The sequence below is a fragment of the Phaeobacter sp. 11ANDIMAR09 genome, assembly GCF_001294455.1.
Lineage (GTDB): Bacteria > Pseudomonadota > Alphaproteobacteria > Rhodobacterales > Rhodobacteraceae > Pseudophaeobacter.
Map to the genome: position 1 here is coordinate 154,893 of NZ_LIKT01000008.1, position 19,392 is coordinate 174,284.

At 61.8% G+C, this 19,392-nt stretch carries 18 protein-coding genes; 15 read left to right on the top strand and 3 right to left on the bottom strand.

Translation table 11 applies throughout. The features are described 5' to 3' along the window. Positions 1-49: 49 nt before the first annotated feature. From AN476_RS09330 to cobJ, 7 genes are all read left to right on the top strand, one after another. The gene (locus AN476_RS09330) at positions 50-463 is read left to right on the top strand and encodes a DUF1636 domain-containing protein (protein WP_054461048.1); all 414 of its coding nucleotides are present in this window, start codon (positions 50-52) and stop codon (positions 461-463) included. 3 nt (positions 464-466) lie between these two features. Then, the gene (gene cobW / locus AN476_RS09335) at positions 467-1,501 is read left to right on the top strand and encodes a cobalamin biosynthesis protein CobW (protein ID WP_054461049.1); all 1,035 of its coding nucleotides are present in this window, start codon (positions 467-469) and stop codon (positions 1,499-1,501) included. A 160-nt stretch (positions 1,502-1,661) separates the two neighbouring features. Then, complete coding sequence (cobN, locus tag AN476_RS09340; protein ID WP_054461050.1) at positions 1,662-4,907, top strand: cobaltochelatase subunit CobN; 3,246 nt, start codon at positions 1,662-1,664, stop codon at positions 4,905-4,907. Then, the gene (gene cobG / locus AN476_RS09345; RefSeq protein WP_054461052.1) at positions 4,904-6,076 is read left to right on the top strand and encodes a precorrin-3B synthase; all 1,173 of its coding nucleotides are present in this window, start codon (positions 4,904-4,906) and stop codon (positions 6,074-6,076) included. Before cobN ends, cobG begins: the two co-directional genes overlap by 4 nt. 1 nt (position 6,077) lies before the next feature. Next, positions 6,078-6,707, top strand: a complete 630-nt coding sequence (locus AN476_RS09350; protein ID WP_054461054.1) for a precorrin-8X methylmutase — start codon at positions 6,078-6,080, stop codon at positions 6,705-6,707. Positions 6,708-6,709: 2 nt separating this feature from the next. Then, positions 6,710-7,426 (top strand): precorrin-2 C(20)-methyltransferase, encoded by a 717-nt coding sequence (locus AN476_RS09355; protein ID WP_054461056.1) that lies wholly within the window; start codon positions 6,710-6,712, stop codon positions 7,424-7,426. After that, entirely contained in the window at positions 7,423-8,184 is a 762-nt protein-coding gene (cobJ, locus tag AN476_RS09360) for a precorrin-3B C(17)-methyltransferase (protein ID WP_054461058.1), read from the top strand. The genes AN476_RS09355 and cobJ overlap by 4 nt, the downstream gene beginning before the upstream one ends. On the opposite strand, the gene AN476_RS09365 is transcribed toward cobJ, so the two are convergent. Beyond that, a complete protein-coding gene (locus AN476_RS09365; RefSeq protein WP_054461060.1) occupies positions 8,181-8,921 on the bottom strand; it encodes a cobalt-precorrin-6A reductase in 741 nt (246 codons plus the stop codon). The two genes, cobJ and AN476_RS09365, sit on opposite strands and share 4 nt — an antisense overlap. On the opposite strand from AN476_RS09365, the gene AN476_RS09370 reads away from it, so the two are divergent. From AN476_RS09370 to cobF, 6 genes are read left to right on the top strand one after another with little or no spacing between them, the layout of a single operon-like run. Then, on the top strand, positions 8,920-10,128 hold the full coding sequence (locus tag AN476_RS09370; RefSeq protein ID WP_054461062.1) for a bifunctional cobalt-precorrin-7 (C(5))-methyltransferase/cobalt-precorrin-6B (C(15))-methyltransferase: 1,209 nt from the start codon (positions 8,920-8,922) through the stop codon (positions 10,126-10,128). The two genes, AN476_RS09365 and AN476_RS09370, sit on opposite strands and share 2 nt — an antisense overlap. Continuing rightward, positions 10,125-10,502, top strand: a complete 378-nt coding sequence (locus tag AN476_RS09375) for a cobalamin biosynthesis protein (RefSeq protein WP_054461064.1) — start codon at positions 10,125-10,127, stop codon at positions 10,500-10,502. Before AN476_RS09370 ends, AN476_RS09375 begins: the two co-directional genes overlap by 4 nt. Then, the gene (gene cobM, locus AN476_RS09380) at positions 10,499-11,293 is read left to right on the top strand and encodes a precorrin-4 C(11)-methyltransferase (RefSeq protein ID WP_054461066.1); all 795 of its coding nucleotides are present in this window, start codon (positions 10,499-10,501) and stop codon (positions 11,291-11,293) included. Before AN476_RS09375 ends, cobM begins: the two co-directional genes overlap by 4 nt. After that, entirely contained in the window at positions 11,286-12,602 is a 1,317-nt protein-coding gene (locus tag AN476_RS09385; protein WP_054461067.1) for a cobyrinate a,c-diamide synthase, read from the top strand. Before cobM ends, AN476_RS09385 begins: the two co-directional genes overlap by 8 nt. Beyond that, entirely contained in the window at positions 12,599-13,348 is a 750-nt protein-coding gene (gene cobA / locus AN476_RS09390) for a uroporphyrinogen-III C-methyltransferase (protein WP_054461071.1), read from the top strand. The genes AN476_RS09385 and cobA overlap by 4 nt, the downstream gene beginning before the upstream one ends. Before the next feature lies 1 nt (position 13,349). Next, positions 13,350-14,117, top strand: a complete 768-nt coding sequence (gene cobF, locus AN476_RS09395) for a precorrin-6A synthase (deacetylating) (RefSeq protein ID WP_054461072.1) — start codon at positions 13,350-13,352, stop codon at positions 14,115-14,117. A gap of 36 nt (positions 14,118-14,153) precedes the next feature. On the opposite strand, the gene AN476_RS09400 is transcribed toward cobF, so the two are convergent. Together AN476_RS09400 and AN476_RS09405 are read right to left on the bottom strand one after the other, a co-directional pair. Then, complete coding sequence (locus tag AN476_RS09400) at positions 14,154-15,020, bottom strand: DMT family transporter (protein WP_054461074.1); 867 nt, start codon at positions 15,018-15,020, stop codon at positions 14,154-14,156. A 37-nt stretch (positions 15,021-15,057) separates the two neighbouring features. Then, positions 15,058-16,446, bottom strand: a complete 1,389-nt coding sequence (locus AN476_RS09405) for a PLP-dependent aminotransferase family protein (protein ID WP_054461130.1) — start codon at positions 16,444-16,446, stop codon at positions 15,058-15,060. A gap of 178 nt (positions 16,447-16,624) precedes the next feature. Here AN476_RS09405 and AN476_RS09410 point away from each other — a divergent pair, with 178 nt between their 5' ends. Together AN476_RS09410 and AN476_RS09415 are read left to right on the top strand one after the other, a co-directional pair. Next, positions 16,625-17,062: a DUF983 domain-containing protein gene (locus tag AN476_RS09410; RefSeq protein ID WP_054461132.1), complete on the top strand. Its 438-nt coding sequence runs from the start codon at positions 16,625-16,627 to the stop codon at positions 17,060-17,062. Between the two features lie 184 nt (positions 17,063-17,246). Continuing rightward, complete coding sequence (locus tag AN476_RS09415) at positions 17,247-19,376, top strand: ATP-binding protein (RefSeq protein ID WP_083464301.1); 2,130 nt, start codon at positions 17,247-17,249, stop codon at positions 19,374-19,376. The last annotated feature ends 16 nt before the right edge of the window (positions 19,377-19,392 follow it).

The window sequence follows — 19,392 nt, forward strand, 5'->3', positions numbered from 1 at the left end:
CCTGCTGGCCAAGCCCCCGCACTGCCCATAGATTTAGGAAGCGCGCGCGATGGCTGAAGATATGGCAGATCTCCCTGCCCAGAATAGCGCAGAGGTCACTCTGACCATCTGCACCACCTGCAAACGCGAAGGCGTTGACCCCGAGGCCACCCGCCCCGGCGCGATCCTGATGGCGGCGCTGGACGAGGCCGCGCTGCCCGCTGGTGTCACCGTGCGCGGCGTCGAATGCCTGTCGGCCTGTAAACGTGGCTGCGCCATGGTGCTGACCGGCGGTGACGATCGCTGGAGCTATATCTATGGCGATCTCGATCCCGACCAACATGTCGATGACATCCTGGCCGGTGCTGCCGCCTATGCTGCCACTGCGGATGGTTTGGTGCCCTGGCGGGAACGCCCGCAGGTCTTTCGCAAACAATCCATCGCCCGCATCCCTCCGATCAAACTGCCCTCAAAGGACGACTAATCCATGAGCGATCTTAACAAAATCCCCGTCACCGTCATCACCGGCTTTCTGGGCGCGGGTAAGACCACGCTGATCCGCCACCTGATGCAAAACCCCCAGGGCAAACGCCTGGCGGTGCTGGTCAACGAATTTGGCACCGCCGGAGTCGATGGCGACATCCTGAAATCCTGCGCCGATGAGAACTGCCCCGAGAACAACATCGTGGAGCTGGCCAACGGTTGCATCTGCTGCACCGTCGCGGATGATTTCATCCCCACGATTGAGGCGCTGATGGCGCTGCCGGAACAGCCCGAGCATATCCTGATCGAGACTTCCGGCCTGGCCCTGCCCAAACCCCTGCTGAAAGCTTTTGACTGGCCCGCGATCCGTTCGCGCATCACCGTGGATGGCGTCATTGCCCTGGCCGATGCCGAGGCCGTCGCCGCAGGTCAGTTCGCCCCCGACCTAGAGGCTGTCGCCGCCCAGCGCGAAGCCGATGACAGCCTGGACCATGAGACACCCCTGTCCGAGGTGTTTGAGGATCAGATCTCCTGCGCCGACATCGTGCTCCTGTCCAAGGCCGATCTGGCTGGTGAGGCCGGGTTGGAAAAGGCTCGCGCTGTGATCGAGGCCGAAGCCCCCCGCCAATTGCCAATCTTGCCCATGAGCGAAGGGGTGATTGATCCACGTATCATCCTAGGTCTGAATGCCGCCGCCGAAGACGATCTGGAAGCGCGCCCCAGCCATCACGATGGTCATCACGACCACGAGCATGACGATTTCGAGAGCATTGTTGTCGAAATGGGCGAAGTATCTGACCCCGAGGCGCTGCAAAATGCCATCGTGAAACTTGCCCGCGAGCGTAACATCCTGCGCGTCAAAGGCTATGTCGCGGTAGAGGGAAAGCCGATGCGCATGTTGGTACAGGCCGTAGGCGAACGTCTGCGGGCCCAATACGATCAGCCCTGGGGAGACACACCACGTCGCACCCAGCTGGTGGTCATTGCCGAACATCACAACATCGACGCCGCCGCCATCCGCGCGGACCTGGGAGCCTAAGACCTATGATCTCTCTCCCGACACGCTCAGTTTCAATGCGGAAAGGATCGCGCCCGTCCCGGGGTGGGCGCAATCACGCCCGCCTTGGGGGCGGGTCGGGCGCGATCCGGGGCATTCGCCCCGGGCCTGAAAAAACACCTGCTGCGCGAGGTTGTATCTGATGCATGTCGTCTTTCGCGAAAGCCACGGGCTGGATCAAACCGATACCCCGCAGGATCTGGGCCAAACCCCTGCGGATCTGGTGGCGCTGTCTTTTTCCGACAGTGATCTCGGCGCCTTTGCGGCCGGCTGGCACCGCGCCGAAGGCAAGCTGCCCTCACTGCGGCTGGCCAATCTGGTGGCGCTGAAACATCCGCTATCGGTGGATACCTATGCTGAACAGACGCTGGAGGGCGTCAAGGGCATTTTGGTGCGTCTGATTGGCGGCGAAAGCTATTGGTCCTATGGCCTTGCAACCCTCCAGGATCTGGCCCGACGCAAAGGCATTGCACTGGCAATCCTGCCAGCCGATGGCCGCGAAGATCCGCGTCTGGATGAGCTCTCCACCCTGCCGGTGTCCACCCTGCGCCGCCTCCAGGCGCTCTGTGACGCCGGTGGTGCCGTGGCGGCCCAGGCGGCCCTCGCACAGCTGGCTTTGGCAGCCGGACTCTATGCCGGTCCCGTCATTGGGCTCAAGAGCACGCCCAATCATGGGTTTTATGATCCCGACAAAGGCGTGCTTGCTGACCTTCCGAAACAGGACAGGCCGCTGGTTTTGGTCAGCTTTTACCGCTCCTACCTGACCGCTGCCGACACCGCTCCGGTGGACGCGCTGATTACAGAGCTCCGCGGGCGGGGCTATGCCGCCTATGGCGTATTTGCCGCCAGCCTCAAGGCTCCAGAGGCCGCCACCTGGCTGCGCGCCACGCTTCCCGCCCTCGCCCCCTCCGCCATCATCAACGCCACTGCCTTTTCGGCGCAGGGCACCGATGGCAGCGCCTCGCCGCTCTCGGCCACTGGTTGTCCAGTGTTTCAGGTGGCCCTGTCCACCGCGCGCAAAAAGGACTGGGCCGAGGCAGCCCGTGGCCTGTCGCCCGCAGATCTTGCCATGCATGTGGTCCTGCCCGAGGTCGATGGCCGCATCCTGACCGGGGTGATCAGCTTCAAAGCGCCGGGCAAAAAAGACCCCGATCTGCAATACTCCCGCTTTGCCCATCGCGCCCAGCCCGATCGCATCAGCGCCGTTGTCGACCGTGTCGAAGGCTGGCTGCGGCTCAGCACTTTGGAGAACGCCAACAAGCGCTTGGTGCTTGTGCTCTCCACCTATCCCGGTAAAGGTTACAATCTCGCCCATGCGGTGGGCTTGGATGCCCTGGCCTCCTGTGCAGAAATCCTCAAGTCCCTGGCGGATCAGGGCTATGATGCGCCATCTGCCGGGGATCTGGGCCCACGGCTGCTGGACGAGCAGCTGACTGTGCCCCTGGCGGCCTATCGCCAAGCTGTGAACGCCCTGCCCGAGACCCTGCGCCAGCCCCTGTTTGAGGCCTGGGGGGAGCCGACAGAGGACCCCGACTGTCAGGACGGCGCCTTTCATTTCAAAGCCCTGCGCGCAGGCAAGGTTCTGATCGCGCTGCAACCGGAACGGGGCGAGGTAAAGACCCGGATTGATGACTACCACGATCTCGAACGCACGCCGCGCCATGCCTATGTCGCCTTTTATCTCTGGCTTCAGCAAGAAATAGACGCCTTGGTTCATATCGGGGCTCATGGCACCCTGGAGTGGCTCCCCGGCAAGGCCGTGGCCCTATCGCAGGACTGTTGGCCCGAGGCGCTGACCGGTCCACTGCCCGTGGCCTATCCGTTTATTGTCAATGACCCCGGTGAGGCCGCCCAGGCCAAGCGGCGCATTGGCGCTGTCACTCTTGGCCATCTGCCGCCGCCCCTGGCCCAGACCAACCTGCCCGAGGGCATGGCGCGGCTTGAGAGCCTCTTGGATGAATATTCCACCGCTGATGGGCTTGATCCCAACCGTCGCGACCGTTTGATCGATGATATCCGCACCGAGGCTCAGGGCACCGGAGTGGAAGCCGATCTTGGCCTAACCCCCGACAGTTCTGCCGCCGAGGCGATCACCCGTATTGACGCCTTTGTCTGCGACATCAAGGAAAGCCAATATGGCGAGGGGCTGCATATTTTTGGCACCGGCGAAAGTGGCGAGAATGAGCGCGCCGGGTTGATGGCGGCACTGAATGGCAAAATGGTCGCGCCTGGCCCTTCGGGCTCTCCGTTTCGCGGGCGCGCGGATGTTTTGCCCACCGGGCGCAACCTCTTTACCACCGACCCGCGGGCGGTGCCCTCGCGGGCGGCGCAGGCGCAGGGTGTCAAACTGGCGGAAGAGCTGCTGCGCCGCCACCTGCAGGACCATGGCGACTGGCCGCAAGGGCTGGTGATTGATCTCTGGGGCTCTGCCACCATGCGCACCGCTGGCGAAGAATTTGCCATGGCTCTACATCTGGCCGGCCTCGCGCCAAAGTGGGACGAGGGATCCGAGCGGGTCTCGGGCTTTGAAGTCTTGCCCCTCACGCTGCTTGGCCGCCCGCGCATTGACGTGACCCTGCGGGTCTCGGGCCTGTTTCGTGATGTCTTTCCTGGCTTGGCGCAGATGTTCGAAACTGCCGCCGCCGCCCTGTCCGCGCGCGAAGAGACCCGGGCCGACAACCCCTATTTGTCCCAATCCCCCCGTGTCTTTGGCCCCAAGCCAGGCCAATATGGGCTGTCGATGGGGGCTCATATCGAAGACTACAGCGAGGCCGCCCGCGCGGCTGCCGGGGAAGCCTGGCTCACCGCCTCCTCACATGCGATCGACGCCAAGGGCGATATCTCCGAAGCCCGGGAGGCGCTGGAAGACCGCCTGAAGACCGCCGACAGCTTTGTGCATCTGCAGGATTTGCCGGAAACTGATGTGCTGGTCGCCTCGGATTATGCCGCGCATGAGGCCGGTTTTGCCGCCGCCATGGCGCGCATTGGTCTTGCAGCTCCTGCGCTTTACCATCTGGATGCCACCCGTCCGGATCGCCCGCAGGCGCGTTCCCTGGGCGAAGAAATCGCCCGCGTCACCCGTGCCCGCGCCATCAACCCGGACTGGGCCAGCGCGATGATGAACCATGGCTTTCGGGGCGGGGCGGAGATCGCCGCGACCCTTGACCACATGGCCGCCTTTGCCCATCTGGCCCAGGTGGTGCCCGCGCATCTGTTTGATCTCTATTTCGAGGCCACATTGGGACGCGAGGACCTGGTTGCATTCCTCGAGGCTGAAAACCCGGCGGCCCTGCAGGCCATGCGGGATCGTTTTAACGCCCTGGCCGAGGCCGGCCTTTGGGCCAGCCGCCGTAATTCGATTATCGCCGCTCTGGAGGGCGCCCTATGAGCCCCCAATCGTCGCCCACCTCACCCAAAGTCTATGGCTGGTGTCCTGGCGCCCTGCGTCCGATGATGTCGGGGGATGGCCTGGTAGTCCGTATTCGCTCGCCTCTGGGTCGGCTGAGCCAGACCCAGGCCAGCGCCATTGCAGACATGTCGCGCATATATGGCAACGGGTTGATTGACCTCTCGGCACGGGCAAACCTGCAGCTGCGCGGCATCTCCCCCGATGGCCATGGCGCCGTGATCGCGGGCCTGAAGGAGCTTGGGCTTTTGGATCAGGATGCCGCAGCGGAAAGCCGCCGCAACATCTTGCTCGCCCCTTTCTGGCGCGCAGGCGATGCCAGCCATGTGATCGCAAGCAGATTGGAAAGCGCCCTGCGGGCTGCAGAGGATCTGGCACTGCCTGGAAAATTTGGCTTTGTGGTTGATGCGGGCGCAAGCCCGCTCTTGCAAGGCTGCCCCGCAGATATCCGAATTGAGCGCAGCGGAAGCGACATTCTTCTGGTCGCCGATGGAGCCCAGGTCGGACAGCCGGTAACGGTTGAGACTGCAGCTGACAAAGCCATAGAGCTGGCGCGCTGGTTTCTGCAACAGGGCGGCGCGATCAACGGGCGCGGCAGAATGCAGGCTCTCCTTGCGCGCCGCGCAGCCCCGGCCGCGCATTCCTCGTCGCGGGGCACCAGCGCACCTCAGCCCCCGTTAGGTCAGACAGCCCTCGGCCAGCTTGTCGGCCTAGAGTTCGGCCAGATCACCGCTGAAACCTTTGCCACCCTGGCAGAAATCGCCCCCCTCCGCCTGACCCCCTGGCGCATGCTTCTGGTCGAGGGGGCGCGTGACATCGCCCCTCTGCCCGGGGTGATCCTAGACGCGACAGATCCGCGCCTGCAGGTGCGCGTTTGCACCGGAGCCCCCGGTTGCCTGCAGGCGCTTTCTTCCACCCGCGAATTGGCGCGAGATCTGGCCCCGCATGTCCCAGAGGGGCAAGTCTTGCACGTTTCGGGATGCGCCAAGGGCTGCGCCCATCCCGGCCCCGCACCGCTGGTTCTGACCGCCACAGCCTGTGACACTTTTGATCTGATCCACCATGGCAAGGCCAGTGATCTGCCGTTAAGACAAACCCTAAGTGCCGGCGCCCTGCGCGCCGCCCCCGAAACCCTGACAGAGGGCAGCTGACATGCTCCACACCTATGAGACCAATGGCGCTGCGATCTATGCAGAGAGCTTTGCCACCATCCGCGCCGAAGCCAATCTGGACCGGTTCAACAAAGATGAGGAAAGCGTAGCCGTGCGCATGATCCATGCCGCAGGCATGGTTGGCCTCGAAGAGCACATTCGCTTTTCGCCCGGCATGGCGGAGAGCGCCCGCGCCGCCCTTGCCAAGGGTGGAGCAATCCTCTGTGACGCCCATATGGTCTCCGAAGGCATCACCCGTCCGCGACTGCCCGCCAATAACGAGGTGATCTGCACCCTGCGCGACACACGCGTCCCCGATATGGCCAAGGAAATGTCCAACACCCGTTCGGCTGCGGCACTGGAGCTCTGGCGCCCGAAACTGGAAGGCTCGATTGTGGCCATTGGCAATGCGCCTACCGCCCTGTTTCACCTGCTGAACATGCTGAAAGACCCCAGCTGTCCTCGCCCCGCGGCCATCATCGGCTGCCCCGTGGGTTTTGTCGGCGCCATGGAATCCAAAGATGCATTGATGCAGGATCTGCCGGTACCCTCGATGATCGTCAAAGGTCGCCTGGGCGGCTCTGCCATCACCGTTGCCGCCGTGAACGCCCTGGCGAGCTGGAAAGAGTGAGCATGGGAAAAGTCATCTGTGCAGGCTTGGGGCCGGGCGATCCGGAGCTGATGAGCGTCAAGAGCTGGCGCGCCATTCAGGCGGCCCGCCATGTGGCCTATTTCCGCAAAGAAGGCCGCAAGGGCCAGGCGCGGACTCTGGCGGATTCTGTCCTGCCTGAGGGTGTCACGGAACATGCCATGGAGTATCCCGTCACCACCGAGATCCATTTTTCGGATCCCGCGTACAATCGGGTGATGGCAGAGTTTTATGACGGCTGGGCCGAGACCCTAGCCGAAATCGCGCAGAGGGAGGATGTTGTCGTCCTGTGCGAAGGCGATCCCTTCCTTTATGGCTCCTACATGCATCTCTACACCCGGCTTCAGGGCCGCGCCGAGCAAGAGATCATCCCGGGCATCACCGGTATGTCTGGCTGCTGGACCGCCTCGGGCCAGCCGATCACCTGGGGCGATGATGTGCTGACCGTGGCCATGGCAACCCTGCCCGAAGATGAGCTGACACGCCGGATCAAGGATACGGATGCGCTGGTCGTGATGAAGATCGGCCGCAACCTGCCCAAGCTGCGCCGCGCGCTGGAGGCCGCAGGCAAGGCGGATGACGCCTGGCTGGTAGAGCGCGGCACCATGCCCAGTCAAACCGTGCAAAAGCTAAGCGAGATCACCGGCGAGGTGCCCTATTTCTCAATCGTGCTGATCCATGGACAGGGGCGCAGACCATGAGCATCTCCAAAACCGGTTGGGTTAAGATCGCAGGCCTTGGCCCCGGCAATGAGGCGATGGTCACGACTCAGGTGCAGGATATCATTGCCGAGGCCACAGATGTGGTCGGCTATATTCCCTATGTGAAACGCATCCCCGAACGTCCCGGACTGACACTGCATGCCACAGACAACCGGGTGGAGGTGGAACGCGCCACCCATGCGCTGGAGATGGCCGCTGCGGGCAAGCGTGTACTGGTGGTCTCTTCGGGCGATCCTGGCGTCTTTGCCATGGCCTCGGCCGTGTTTGAAGCGCTGGAGGTTGCGGACAGACTGGATTGGCTGGAGCTCGACATTCAGGTGTTGCCGGGCATCACCGCGATGCTGGCCGCCTCAGCCCGGATCGGCGCGCCGATGGGACATGATTTTGCCGCCATCAACCTGAGTGACAATCTCAAACCCTGGAGCCTGATTGAAAAACGCCTGCGCCTAGCTGGTGAGGCAGGATTTGCCATGGGATTTTACAACCCGCGCTCAAAATCGCGCCCCCATCAATTTGCCCGCGCTTTGGAGATCCTGCGTGAAGCCTGTGGCGGCGAGACGCTGATTTCTTTTGCCCGCGATGTCTCCAAACCGGGTGAAACCATCACCACCGTCACCCTCAACGAGGCAACGCCCGAGATGGCAGATATGCGCACCGTGGTCATCGTCGGCAACCAGGACACTCGCCGCGTCGGCCCGCATGTCTATACACCGCGCTATGCGCGGGACGAGGGTTAACCCGGGGTATGAAACAGCCAGGCCATCACCTCAGCCACATCTCCGTAGATCTTGCGGGGCGGCACCTTGGGTCTGTCGATCATGATGATCGGCAGGTTGAGGGCGCGCGCGGCAGCGAGCTTGGCCGAGGCACCGCGTCCTCCAGCATTTTTGGACACCAGATGGGTGATGCCATGGCGCTGCAGCAACGCAAGATCCCCGGCCTCGTCAAAGGGGCCGCGCGCAATCTCCACACTGCAGTCGGGCAAGGGCAGCGCAGCTTCGGGTTCATCCACCAGACGCAACAGATAGTGATGCTGCGGCTTGGCGGCAAACTCCGCAATATGCTGTTTGCCAATCGCCAAAAAGATCCGGGCGGCTTCCTCCGGCAAGGCCTGAACCGCCGCATCAATATCGGCGACACCCGTCCAGTCATCCCCCGGACCTGGCCGCCAAGCCGGCCGTTCAAAAGCACACAGAGGCACCCCCGTCCGGGTGCAGGCCGCAACCACGTTGCAGCTCATCTGCGCCGCAAAGGGATGGGTGGCATCCACCACATGGCTGATGCCCTCCTCAAGCAGATAGTCCACCAGACCATCGACACCACCAAAGCCCCCTACCCGCATGGGCAACGGCTGTGCTACCGGGCTAGCGGTGCGTCCAGCATAGGAAAACACGGCTTCCTCGCCCACCTCAGCCAGGGCCCTGGCCAGTTTCGAGGCTTCGGTAGTGCCGCCCAAAACAAGGGTACGTGTCATGTCTGATCCTACTCGCGCAACCGAAAAAGCCCCCTGGCTCACGGTGATTGGTCTGGGAGAGGATGGACTGGCGGGCCTCTCGAATGCAAGCCGCAATGCCCTTCAGGAGGCCGAGGTGATCTTTGGCGGGCCGCGTCATCTGGACCTGGTCGAGGCCGGTGCCCGTGGGCAGGCCTGGCCGGTGCCGTTTTCCACCGCACCGGTTCTGGAGATGCGAGGGCGCAGTGTTGTGGTTCTGGCCTCGGGCGACCCCTTTTGGCATGGAGCCGGCGGCTCACTGGTGGGGCAGCTGGAGCCCGGTGAATGGGTCTCTCACCCAGCCCCTTCCTGCTTTGCCCTGGCGGCGAACCGTCTGGGTTGGAAGTTGGAAGAGGTGCTTTGTCTTGGGCTCCACGCCGCCCCCTATGCCAAGCTCCTGCCGCTTTTGGGCCGAGGCACACGGGTGATCTGCACCCTGCGTGACGGAAAGGCTCCCGCAGAGCTGGCCAGCTGGCTTGTTGAAAACGGGCAACCAGATGCAAAACTTCATGTCATGGAACGGCTTGGCGGGCCCAAGGAACATTTGCGCCATGCCCTGGCTCAGGACTGGAAACTGCCGCAAGGGGAGGCCCCGGTCCTTATGGCCATCGAGGCCATGCGGCCCGGGCTGCCGCAGGCTGCGGGGCTGGCGGATAGGTATTTCGCCAGCGATGGCCAGATCACCAAACGCCCAATCCGCGCTCTGACCCTATCGGCCCTGGCGCCACGCCAGGGTGAGCTGCTCTGGGATATCGGCGGCGGCTCTGGCTCTGTCTCGGTCGAGTGGTGCCTGGCCGCGCGCAGTGCCCGCGCCCTGACCTTTGAACCCCGCGCCGAACGTCTGGAGAATATTCGCACCAATGCCGCGCGTTTTGGCTTGTCTCATCGCATGGCCGCCGTGCTTGGCAAAGCCCCGGAGGTGTTGACCGGCCATGAACTGCCCCACTGCGTCTTTATCGGCGGTGGCGGCTCTGAAGCCCTGCTAGATCACCTCTGGATGATCCTGCCCGAAGGCACCCGGATTGTGGCCAATGGGGTCACGCTGGAAACGGAAACCCTGCTGATGCAGGCCCATGCCCGCCTGGGTGGTCATCTGTTGAAGGCCGAGATCGCCGAGGCAGGCCCTCTGGGATCCATGCGCGACTGGCACCGTGCCCGCCCGGTGATCCAGTGGAGTGTCACCCGATGAAGGTGGCTGGGATCGGATTTCGCGCCAGCGCGACGCTGGCAGACCTGCGTCAGGCTCTGGACCTGTTGCAGGTGCAGCCGGATGCGCTGGCCTCACTCCGAACAAAAGCCGCAGCCGAGCCTTTAATAACGCTCGCCACAGAGAGAGGGCTGCCCCTGATCGCCCTCGCCGAAGAAGATATCGCCGGAGAGCAGACTCTGACCTGCTCGCCCCGGATCAAGGCACGCTTTGCCACCGGCTCCCTGGCCGAGGCCGCAGCGCTGGTTGGCGCACGACAGGCCCGGCCCGGCGCAGGCGCGCGCCTCATCGCCCCCCGAATTGTTACCGCGAATGGCCTGGCCACCGCGGCTCTTGCAGAAAGACTAGATCCATGACCGTTCATTTCATTGGCGCCGGCCCTGGTGCCGCCGATCTCATCACACTGCGCGGGCGCGACCTGATTGCCGCCTGCCCGGTCTGCCTCTATGCCGGCTCGCTGGTGCCGGAGGCGTTGTTGCAGCACTGCCCGGATGGCGCCAAGGTGATCAATACCGCGGCCCTGTCGCTGGATGAAATCATCGCCCATATCAAAGCGGCCCATGACGCGGGTCATGACGTGGCACGCCTGCATTCTGGCGATCTGTCGGTCTGGTCGGCCCTGGGCGAGCAGCTGCGCCGCTTGCGGACGCTGGGTATCCCCTATGACGTCACCCCCGGCGTGCCCGCCTTTGCGGCTGCGGCCGCAGCACTAGGCTCCGAGCTAACCCTGCCAGGTGTGGCCCAATCGCTGGTGCTGACGCGGACCTCCGGCAAGGCCTCGGCGATGCCCGAAGGCGAAACGCTGGAGAACTTTGCCCGTACCGGGGCAACCCTGGCCATTCACCTGTCGGTGCATGTGCTGGAGGATGTGATTGCCCGACTGACCCCCAGCTATGGCGCCGAGTGCCCGGTTGCCGTGGTCTGGCGCGCCACCTGGCCGGATCAGAAGGTGGTCAAGGCAACGCTTGCCACCCTAGAAGAGGCGACGGGCGGAATGCGCGGGCGCACCGCACTGATCTTGGTTGGCCCCGCGCTTGGCAATGAGGATTTTGACGAAAGCTGCCTTTACGCGCAGGATTACGACCGCCGCTACCGGCCACAAAGCGCCGATAGCCAATGGGCCAACTGGAGCGAAGGCGATGACTGATTTTCCCAAAGGCTTGATGATCTCTGCCCCGGCCTCTGGCACCGGCAAGACCACGGTGATGCTGGGCCTGCTGCGCGCCCTGGCCGAGGATGGCCTGGCAGTGCAGCCCTATAAGAGCGGCCCCGACTATATCGACCCGGCCTTTCACCTGGCAGCCGCCAAGCGCCCCAGCTTCAACCTCGACACCTGGGCCATGGATGGCGGTCTGCTGGATGCGGTCGCCACACAGGCCGCCGGGGCCGAGATCTGCATCGGTGAAGGCTCCATGGGCCTATTCGACGGCGTTGCCACCCGGGGTCAATCCGGCTTTGGCTCATCGGCGGAAACCGCCAAACGCATGGGCTGGCCGGTGGTGCTGGTGATCGACGTGGGCGGGCAGGCGCAGTCCGCTGCCGCCACCGCCCTGGGGTTCAAATCCTATGACCCCGAGGTGCCCTTTGCCGGGGTGATCCTCAACCGGGTTGCCAGCCCGCGCCACGAGCGTCTGACCCGATTGGGGATGGAACGCGCCGGCGTCAAGGTCCTGGGCTCCCTGCCCCGGCGCGGAGATCTGGCCCTGCCCGAACGCCACCTGGGTCTCATTCAGGCGGTTGAGCACCCGGATCTGGAAGCGGCCATTACAGGCTATGCCAGCTTCCTGCGCGAACATGTGGACCTCGAAGCCATCAAGGCTGCGGCCCTGGGCGCATCGGCCCCCGCCGCCAGCGCCTTGCCAAAACCTCCCGCCCAGCGCATTGCCCTGGCGCGTGACGCGGCCTTTTCCTTTACCTATCCGCATCTGTTGACAGGATGGCGCAACGCCGGCGCCGAGATCCTGCCGTTTTCGCCGCTGGCGGATGAGGCCCCTGCAGCGGATGCCGATCTGGTCTGGCTGCCCGGCGGCTATCCAGAGCTGCATGGCGGCACATTGGCCGCCGCAGAGAAGTTCCGCGCGGGCCTGCGTAAACACGCCGAGACCAAGCCGGTGCATGGCGAATGTGGTGGCTATATGGCTCTGGGCGAAGCCTTGATCGACAAAGAGGGCAACCGTCACCAGATGGCCGGCCTCTTGGGGCTGGTGACCTCATATGAAAAACGCAAGTTCCACCTGGGCTATCGTCGCGCCATTTTGCAGGCAGGTATGCCGGGCTTTGACAACGGTGCAGCGCTGCGCGGGCATGAATTCCACTATTCCACCATTCTGGATGAACCCGACGCCCCCTTGGCCAATGTCATGGATGCGGATGGCAATCCGGTGCCCGAAACCGGATCGGTCAAAGGCCATGTCACCGGCACCTTCTTCCACCTGATCACCGGGGAACAGACATGAGCGGCTTTGTCAGTTTTGTGTCCTCCGGCCCGGGTGATCCGGAGCTGCTGACGGTCAAGGCGGTCAAGCGACTAGAGGCCGCCGATGCGGTGTTGTTTGACGATCTGTCGTCCGGCCCGATCCTGACCCATGCCCGTTCGGACGCGGATCTGGTGGGGGTGGGCAAACGCGCCGGACGCCCCTCGCCCAAGCAGGACCACGTCAGCCAACTCCTGGTGGACTACGCCCAAAGCGGGCTCAAAGTCGTGCGGCTGAAATCCGGCGACAGTGGCGTCTTTGGCCGCCTGGAAGAAGAGATCACCGCCCTGCGCGCGGCTGGCATCCCCTTTGAAATCGTCCCCGGTGTTACCGCCGCCTCTGCCGCCGCAGCTGCGGCCAATATCCCGCTGACCCGGCGTTTGACCGCACGGCGGATGCAGTTCATCACCGGTCACGATGTCACCGGCGGCCTGCCCGATACACTGAACATGGCGGCGCTGGCTGATCCCGACGCCACCACCGTTGTCTATATGGGCAAGCGCACCTTTGCCGCCCTGGCCGAAAAGCTGGTGGAGGCGGGACTGCCAGCCCAAACCCATGCTCTGGTGGCCCTGGGGGTGTCGACACCGGATCAGCAGCTCAGCTGCCACACGGTTGGCGATTTGCCCAAAGTGCTACGCGAGATGGAGACCACCGCTCCGGTGCTGATCCTCTATGGGCCCTTGGCAGACACCGACTTTCCACATCTGCCCGCAGGGGCCTCTTGAGATGTGCAACGCTGGTATTGAACTCTCCCTGATCGGCATTGGCACCGGCAACCCCGAGCATCTTACGCTTGAGGCTGTGCGCGCCCTGAATGCGTTGGATCTGATCCTCATCCCCAACAAAGGCAGCGGCAAGGATGATCTCGCCGGGTTGCGACAGGCGATCTGCGCCGATGTCATCCCCGCTCCGGGCCCCAAGATTGTGGAATTTGACCTGCCCCTGCGGGATCCGGCGATCAAGGACTACAAGGCCCGTGTTGATCACTGGCACGATGCCATCGCCCAGGTCTGGATTGAGACCATTCGCTCGCATCTGCCTGAGGGTTCTGCTCGGGTTGGCTTTCTGGTCTGGGGCGATCCCTCGCTCTATGACAGCACCATGCGCATCGCTGAAAGGCTGAAATCCAAACAGGAGATTGCCCTAAAGGTCATCCCCGGCATCACCTCAATCCAGGCGCTGACAGCCGCCCATGCCATCCCGCTCAATGAGATCGGCGCGCCCTTTATCGTCACCACCGGGCGTCAGCTACGCGAAAACGGCTGGCCAGACAGCGCTGATACAGTGGTCATCATGCTCGACGGTGAATGTTCGTTCCAAGCCATTGACCCCACTGGGGTTGAGATCTGGTGGAGCGCCTATGCAGGCATGGAAAACCAAATCAGCGTTTCCGGGCCCCTGGCAGAGGTAACCGCCGAGATCATCGAGACCCGGGCCCAGGCCCGTGCGGACCATGGCTGGATCATGGATATCTACCTGCTGCGCAGATCCTGAACCACCGGCCCTGCGGCGCCTTCGCCGCTGGGCCGGTCAGCTTTGCGCCAGGCGACGCCCCGCCAGCCAAAGCGACGAGAGGCCAGACAGAATGATCACCGCGAGCCCGACCAGCGCCAACTCATCCGGGATATCGCCAAAGACCAGCACACCGATGACGGTCGCGGCCAACAATTGGCTATAGACCAGCGGCGCCACCACATTTGCCGGGGTTGTCCGATTGGCCACGGCCAGCAGAAAGTTCCCGGCTGCAGATCCCAGGGCGCTCACCAGGATCAATCCCGTGCCCGCCAAATCAATGCTCTGCGGCATGGACCCCAGGCAAAAGGGAAACAGGACCAGGGCTCCGATAATCAATTGAGAGATCAGCAAAAAGCGCGGACGATACAGGCCGGCCAGCCAGCGGGTTGCCACGAGGTAAGAGCCATGGAAACAGCCCGCCAACAGGGCAAAGCCCATGCCCACCTGCATGCCAAAACCCGGCTTTACCACCAAGAGCACCCCGGCAAAGCTCACCAAGAGCAGCAGCATACGACCTAGATCCAGGCGTTCTTTTAACAAGAGAGAGGACAGCACAAAGGCCACAATCGGCCCCACAAAGAACCCGCCAAAGACATTGGCGATGGGTTCAGTTTTCAGCGCTGTCAGGATGCAGGAAATACCGGCAGAGATGAGCAGAGCCCGCAGATAAATCCGCCAATCCAGGAAACCGCGCAGCTCAGCGACCGTCAGCCCGCTAAAGGGCAACAGCACCACGGCCGCCACGGTAAAGCGAGACCAGGCAACAAATATGGGGCTAAAGCCAGCAGCGGTGAGCAGCTTACCCGCGGCATCGCCAATCACGATCAGGGTCATGGCAAAAACCACAATGCCAAGGATGCGCAGCGACAAATGTGAGGTCATCCAAGAGCCTTCCCGGTGGGGATATCAATCGCCTGTTTCATCCCAGCCAGTCCTTGCGCAGAATGGCATCCCGCAACGCAACCAGATCCTCGCGCAGCTGCGCCAAGCTGATGGGGCCGCCCAGACAGACCCGCAAGGCTTCACCGGGCTGGCCCAATACGGCGAAGGCATCACTCGGCATGATGCCAATCTGCCGGTTCGCCATACGTCCCATGACCTCGGCCCGGCTGGTACCGCGTGGCAGCTCCACCCAAAGATTAAAGGCCTCGGGCGCGCTGGTCACGAAACAGCCACATAGGATCTCCTGCGCCAAGGCCTGACGTTCCGCCGCTGCGCGGCGGACAAAGGACTGGATCTCGAGCGCTGTTCCATCTTCGATCCACCGCCCCAACAGGGCGAGGCTCAGCGGGGAAGCCATTACGTTGATGCTGCGTAGAGCCTGGGAGAATTCGCCCATTTCTGCCCGCTGTGGCACCGTGGTGTAGGCAAGCCGCAGGCCTGCGCCAAAACATTTGGAAATCCCCGCCACATGCCAGGCCAGATCTGGCAGGTGACTGGCCATCGGCGCCGGGGCCTCGGAGGCGACGAAACGATAGGCATCATCCTCGATCAGTTGCAGATCATGGCGTTTCAGCACCTCGGCAATCTCGCGACGGCGGTGTTCGGGCATTGTCTTGGTCGTAGGGTTCTGCAGAGTTGGATTGAGATAAAGCGCCGCAGGCCAGTGTTCGGTAATCATGCGCTCCAGAGCTTCGGGGTTCAGACCGTCCTTATCGCTTGGCACCCCGATCAGGCGCAGCCCAAGACGGGACGCGATGGAACGAATGCCAGGATAGGTCAGTGTCTCGCAAAACAGGGTCTGCCCAGGCTCGCTCAGCAGGGTCAGAATCGCATAGATGCTGGCATGGGCGCCCGGCGTTATGGCAAGGCGGTCGGCCGCGTAGTCCAATCCGCTGGTTTGCATCCAGATCCGCGCGATCTCGCGATCAGCGGCGCCGCCACGAACCGATTGATAGCGCAACAATGGCACCAAATTTGCAGCCACATGGTTGAGCCCACTGGCCATACGCGCAACCAAGGCCGGATCATCCGGTTCTGGCGGCATATTCATCATCGGGTCTTCTTCCAGAATTCGGCGCGGATCTGGGGCTTCAAGGGCGGCGTCAGGTTCTGCCGATGCGGTCTGACTGCGCACAAATGTTCCGCGCCCGACAAAGCTCTCAATATCTCCACGCCGCACCGCTTCTGCATAGCCTCTTGAAACAGTAGAGAAATCTACCCCCAACTCCTGCGCCACACCACGCTGAGGAGGCAGCCGATCTCCGGGCTTCAACAGGCCGCCTTCGATGTCGGTACGGATGGCATCGGCAATTTCCACATAGCGTGGCTTGTCCGAGGTTGGCAGTGTCGGGCTCCATTGTTTCAAAAGATCTCTCCCCGCAGCGATCATGTTTTCACTCAGTCCCAAAGAGCGCTTTGGCACAGATCCGCCTTGGGATACCCCTAAGCTTGCGACAATTGCAACCAAAATTGTACGCATCATTGATTGCAATCAATTTCGAAACACTTTAGAGGCAACATCAGACAGGAGACCCAAGATGGCGATGACTGAAATGACCCAGGATAATAGCACAGCGACACCCAGCGCGGATCAGGCCCAGGATTTGGTGGCGCAGCCCGATCAGGAAGAGATGCGCCCCTGGAAGCCAGCTGTGCTGCGCGGGCTGCGTCTGCGCTGCCCCAATTGTGGTGAGGGTAAAATTCTGCAGGGCTACCTCAAGGTCCGGCACAGCTGCGACTGTTGCGGCCAGGAACTCTATCACAATCGGGCAGATGATGGCCCCGCCTATTTGACCATCTTGATCGTCGGCCACCTGCTTGGCTTTGCGCTTCACATCACCTACCTGCAGTTCCGTCCGGACCCGCTCACCCTGGCGCTGATCATGTCGGCAGTGACCATCTCCTCTTCCCTGTTTTTGCTGCCGCGCATGAAGGGGCTAGTGGTTGCCTATCAATGGGCCAAACGCATGCATGGATTCTGATCGCCCCCCCTGCAAAGCTGACCAAGCCCCCCCCTGCGGCAGGCGCAAAACGGCCGACATATCCAAAACCCTTGATTGTTAACGAAATCAATTTACACTCGCCTTGCGGGTGCTGGTTTTTTTGCCTCAACCCCAAAGCATTTCCAAGACCATTTTTAACTGCCGCATGTTGGAAGGGGACTAAATGGCAGGTGACCAGTTTCTCCAAGCCAGAAAGTTACATGCCCAAAACATAAGAGAATCGTCGCACTGGCTGTTCCAGTATTTCATGATTGCCGTGGGGTTGAGCATTCTTGCAGCTGCAACGCGCGCCGTACCCTATGGGCCACTTTACTATTTTGGCATTCCAATCTTTCTGGTTTTCTTTGTGGCGCCGCCTTTGTTTTTGCGTGGCCCTCACCACCATGTAAGACGCGTCTTTCTGCTGATCATCGGCCTGTTCTTGCTCTCCATCACCGGGCTCAGCTTTCTTGGGCTGGCATCAGCAGGTTGGCTCATCCTGCTCACAACTCCGATAATTGCCGTTGCACTGGTGGGGCGCCGCGCGGCCTATTTAACCCTGGCCGCGTCGCTGTTGATTTCAATCACCCTGGGATATCTGCATTCGGCAGGGCATCTGCAGACCACCATTGCCAGTTACGGTCACTACGTGGAAAACTCGCGCAATTGGATGATCATGAGCCTGGCCCTGATGTTCAGCGGGATCGCCTGTATCATCCTGACCGAACATCTGCGCACCCAATGGGAAACCTCTAACATCGCGCTTTATCAACAGCATGACCAGATGCTTGCCCTCGTCGAATATGCGCCAGAAGCCATTTTGATCTACGATATGGATCAAAAGAGCTTTGTCACCAGCAACTCGCGTGTTGAAAGAATCCTTGGATATTCGCGCGAGGAATTGCTGGAAAAAATTGCTCCAAAGAACCTAAGCCCCCCCTTGCAGCCTGATGGGCAAGACTCCAGCAAAACCGCATCTCGCTATATGCAGCAGGCCCTCAAAGGCGAGTTTCCTGTCTTCGAATGGCAGCTCAAAGGCAAGAGCGGCACATTGCTTGATTGCGAAGTTTCTTTGGCAAGGTTACCGCCCTTTGACCGCAGGCTGATCCGCGCCAGTGTGGTTGAGATTTCCGCCCGCAAGGCCGAGCGCGAAGAGCGGGCGAAGATACAGCAACAGCTCGCCACCTCTCAAAAACTGGAAGCGGTCGGCAAGCTGACTGGCGGCGTTGCACATGATTTCAACAATTTGCTGGCCGTCACCCTGGGCAATCTTGAACTGCTCCGGGATGAAATCAACGATCCGGACCAGAAAAAGCTGATCGACAAAAGCATTGCGGCGACGCTGCGCGGTTCGGATCTCACACGCAATATGCTGGCCTTTGCACGCAAAGCCAGTCTCGCCCCCAGCCCCATCGACATCAATCAAGTGGTACGGGAAACCAAGAATTGGATCAGCCGGACCCTGCCGACAACTATCACGGTCAACACCTCCCTGCTTGACGAGCTTTGGCAGGTTGAGGCCGACCCCAGTGCCACGGAAAGTGCGCTATTGAATCTCATCCTCAATGCCCAAGATGCCATGCCCAAGGGCGGCAAGCTCACCATAGAAACGGCAAACATGGTGATTGATGACAGCTACATTGATCTTCGTCATGAGGAGTTGCCCCCTGGGCGCTACGTCATGCTAGCGGTCAGCGATACCGGCGAGGGCATACCACCAGAAATCCTTTCTGAAATCTTCGAACCTTTCTATTCGACCAAAGCTCCGGGCGACAATTCCGGACTGGGTCTCTCTATGGTTCATGGCTTCATGCGTCAGTCCATTGGCACCGTGCAGGTCTACTCGGAACAGGGGATCGGCACCACGTTTAAGCTCTTCTTCAAGGCGGCGGCGAACCCCGATGAACCCGATCTAAAGCCAGAAAGAGAAACTAACGCACCGCAACACGACGCCGGACGAATCTTGCTGGCCGAAGACGATGTCGGTGTTCTGGAAGTGCTGGTCAAAACCCTCACAGCGGCAGGCTATGCGGTCACAGCGGCGACCTCAGGGGACAGAGCAAAGGAAATCTACGAGTCCGATCCCGAGTTTGATCTCTTAATCACCGATGTTGTCATGCCCGGCACCCTATTGGGTCCGGGCTTGGCGACAGAGCTGCGGGCGCAAAGGGCCGGTTTTCCGGTGATTTTCATGTCAGGCTATGCAAGCGAGGCCAGCCTACACGGCAACGGATTGCAGCCCGACGACGTCCGACTGATGAAACCGGTCCAACGCACCGATCTTTTAAACGCCATCTGGAAACTGCTGCGGTAGTTCCCTCCAGGCCTGC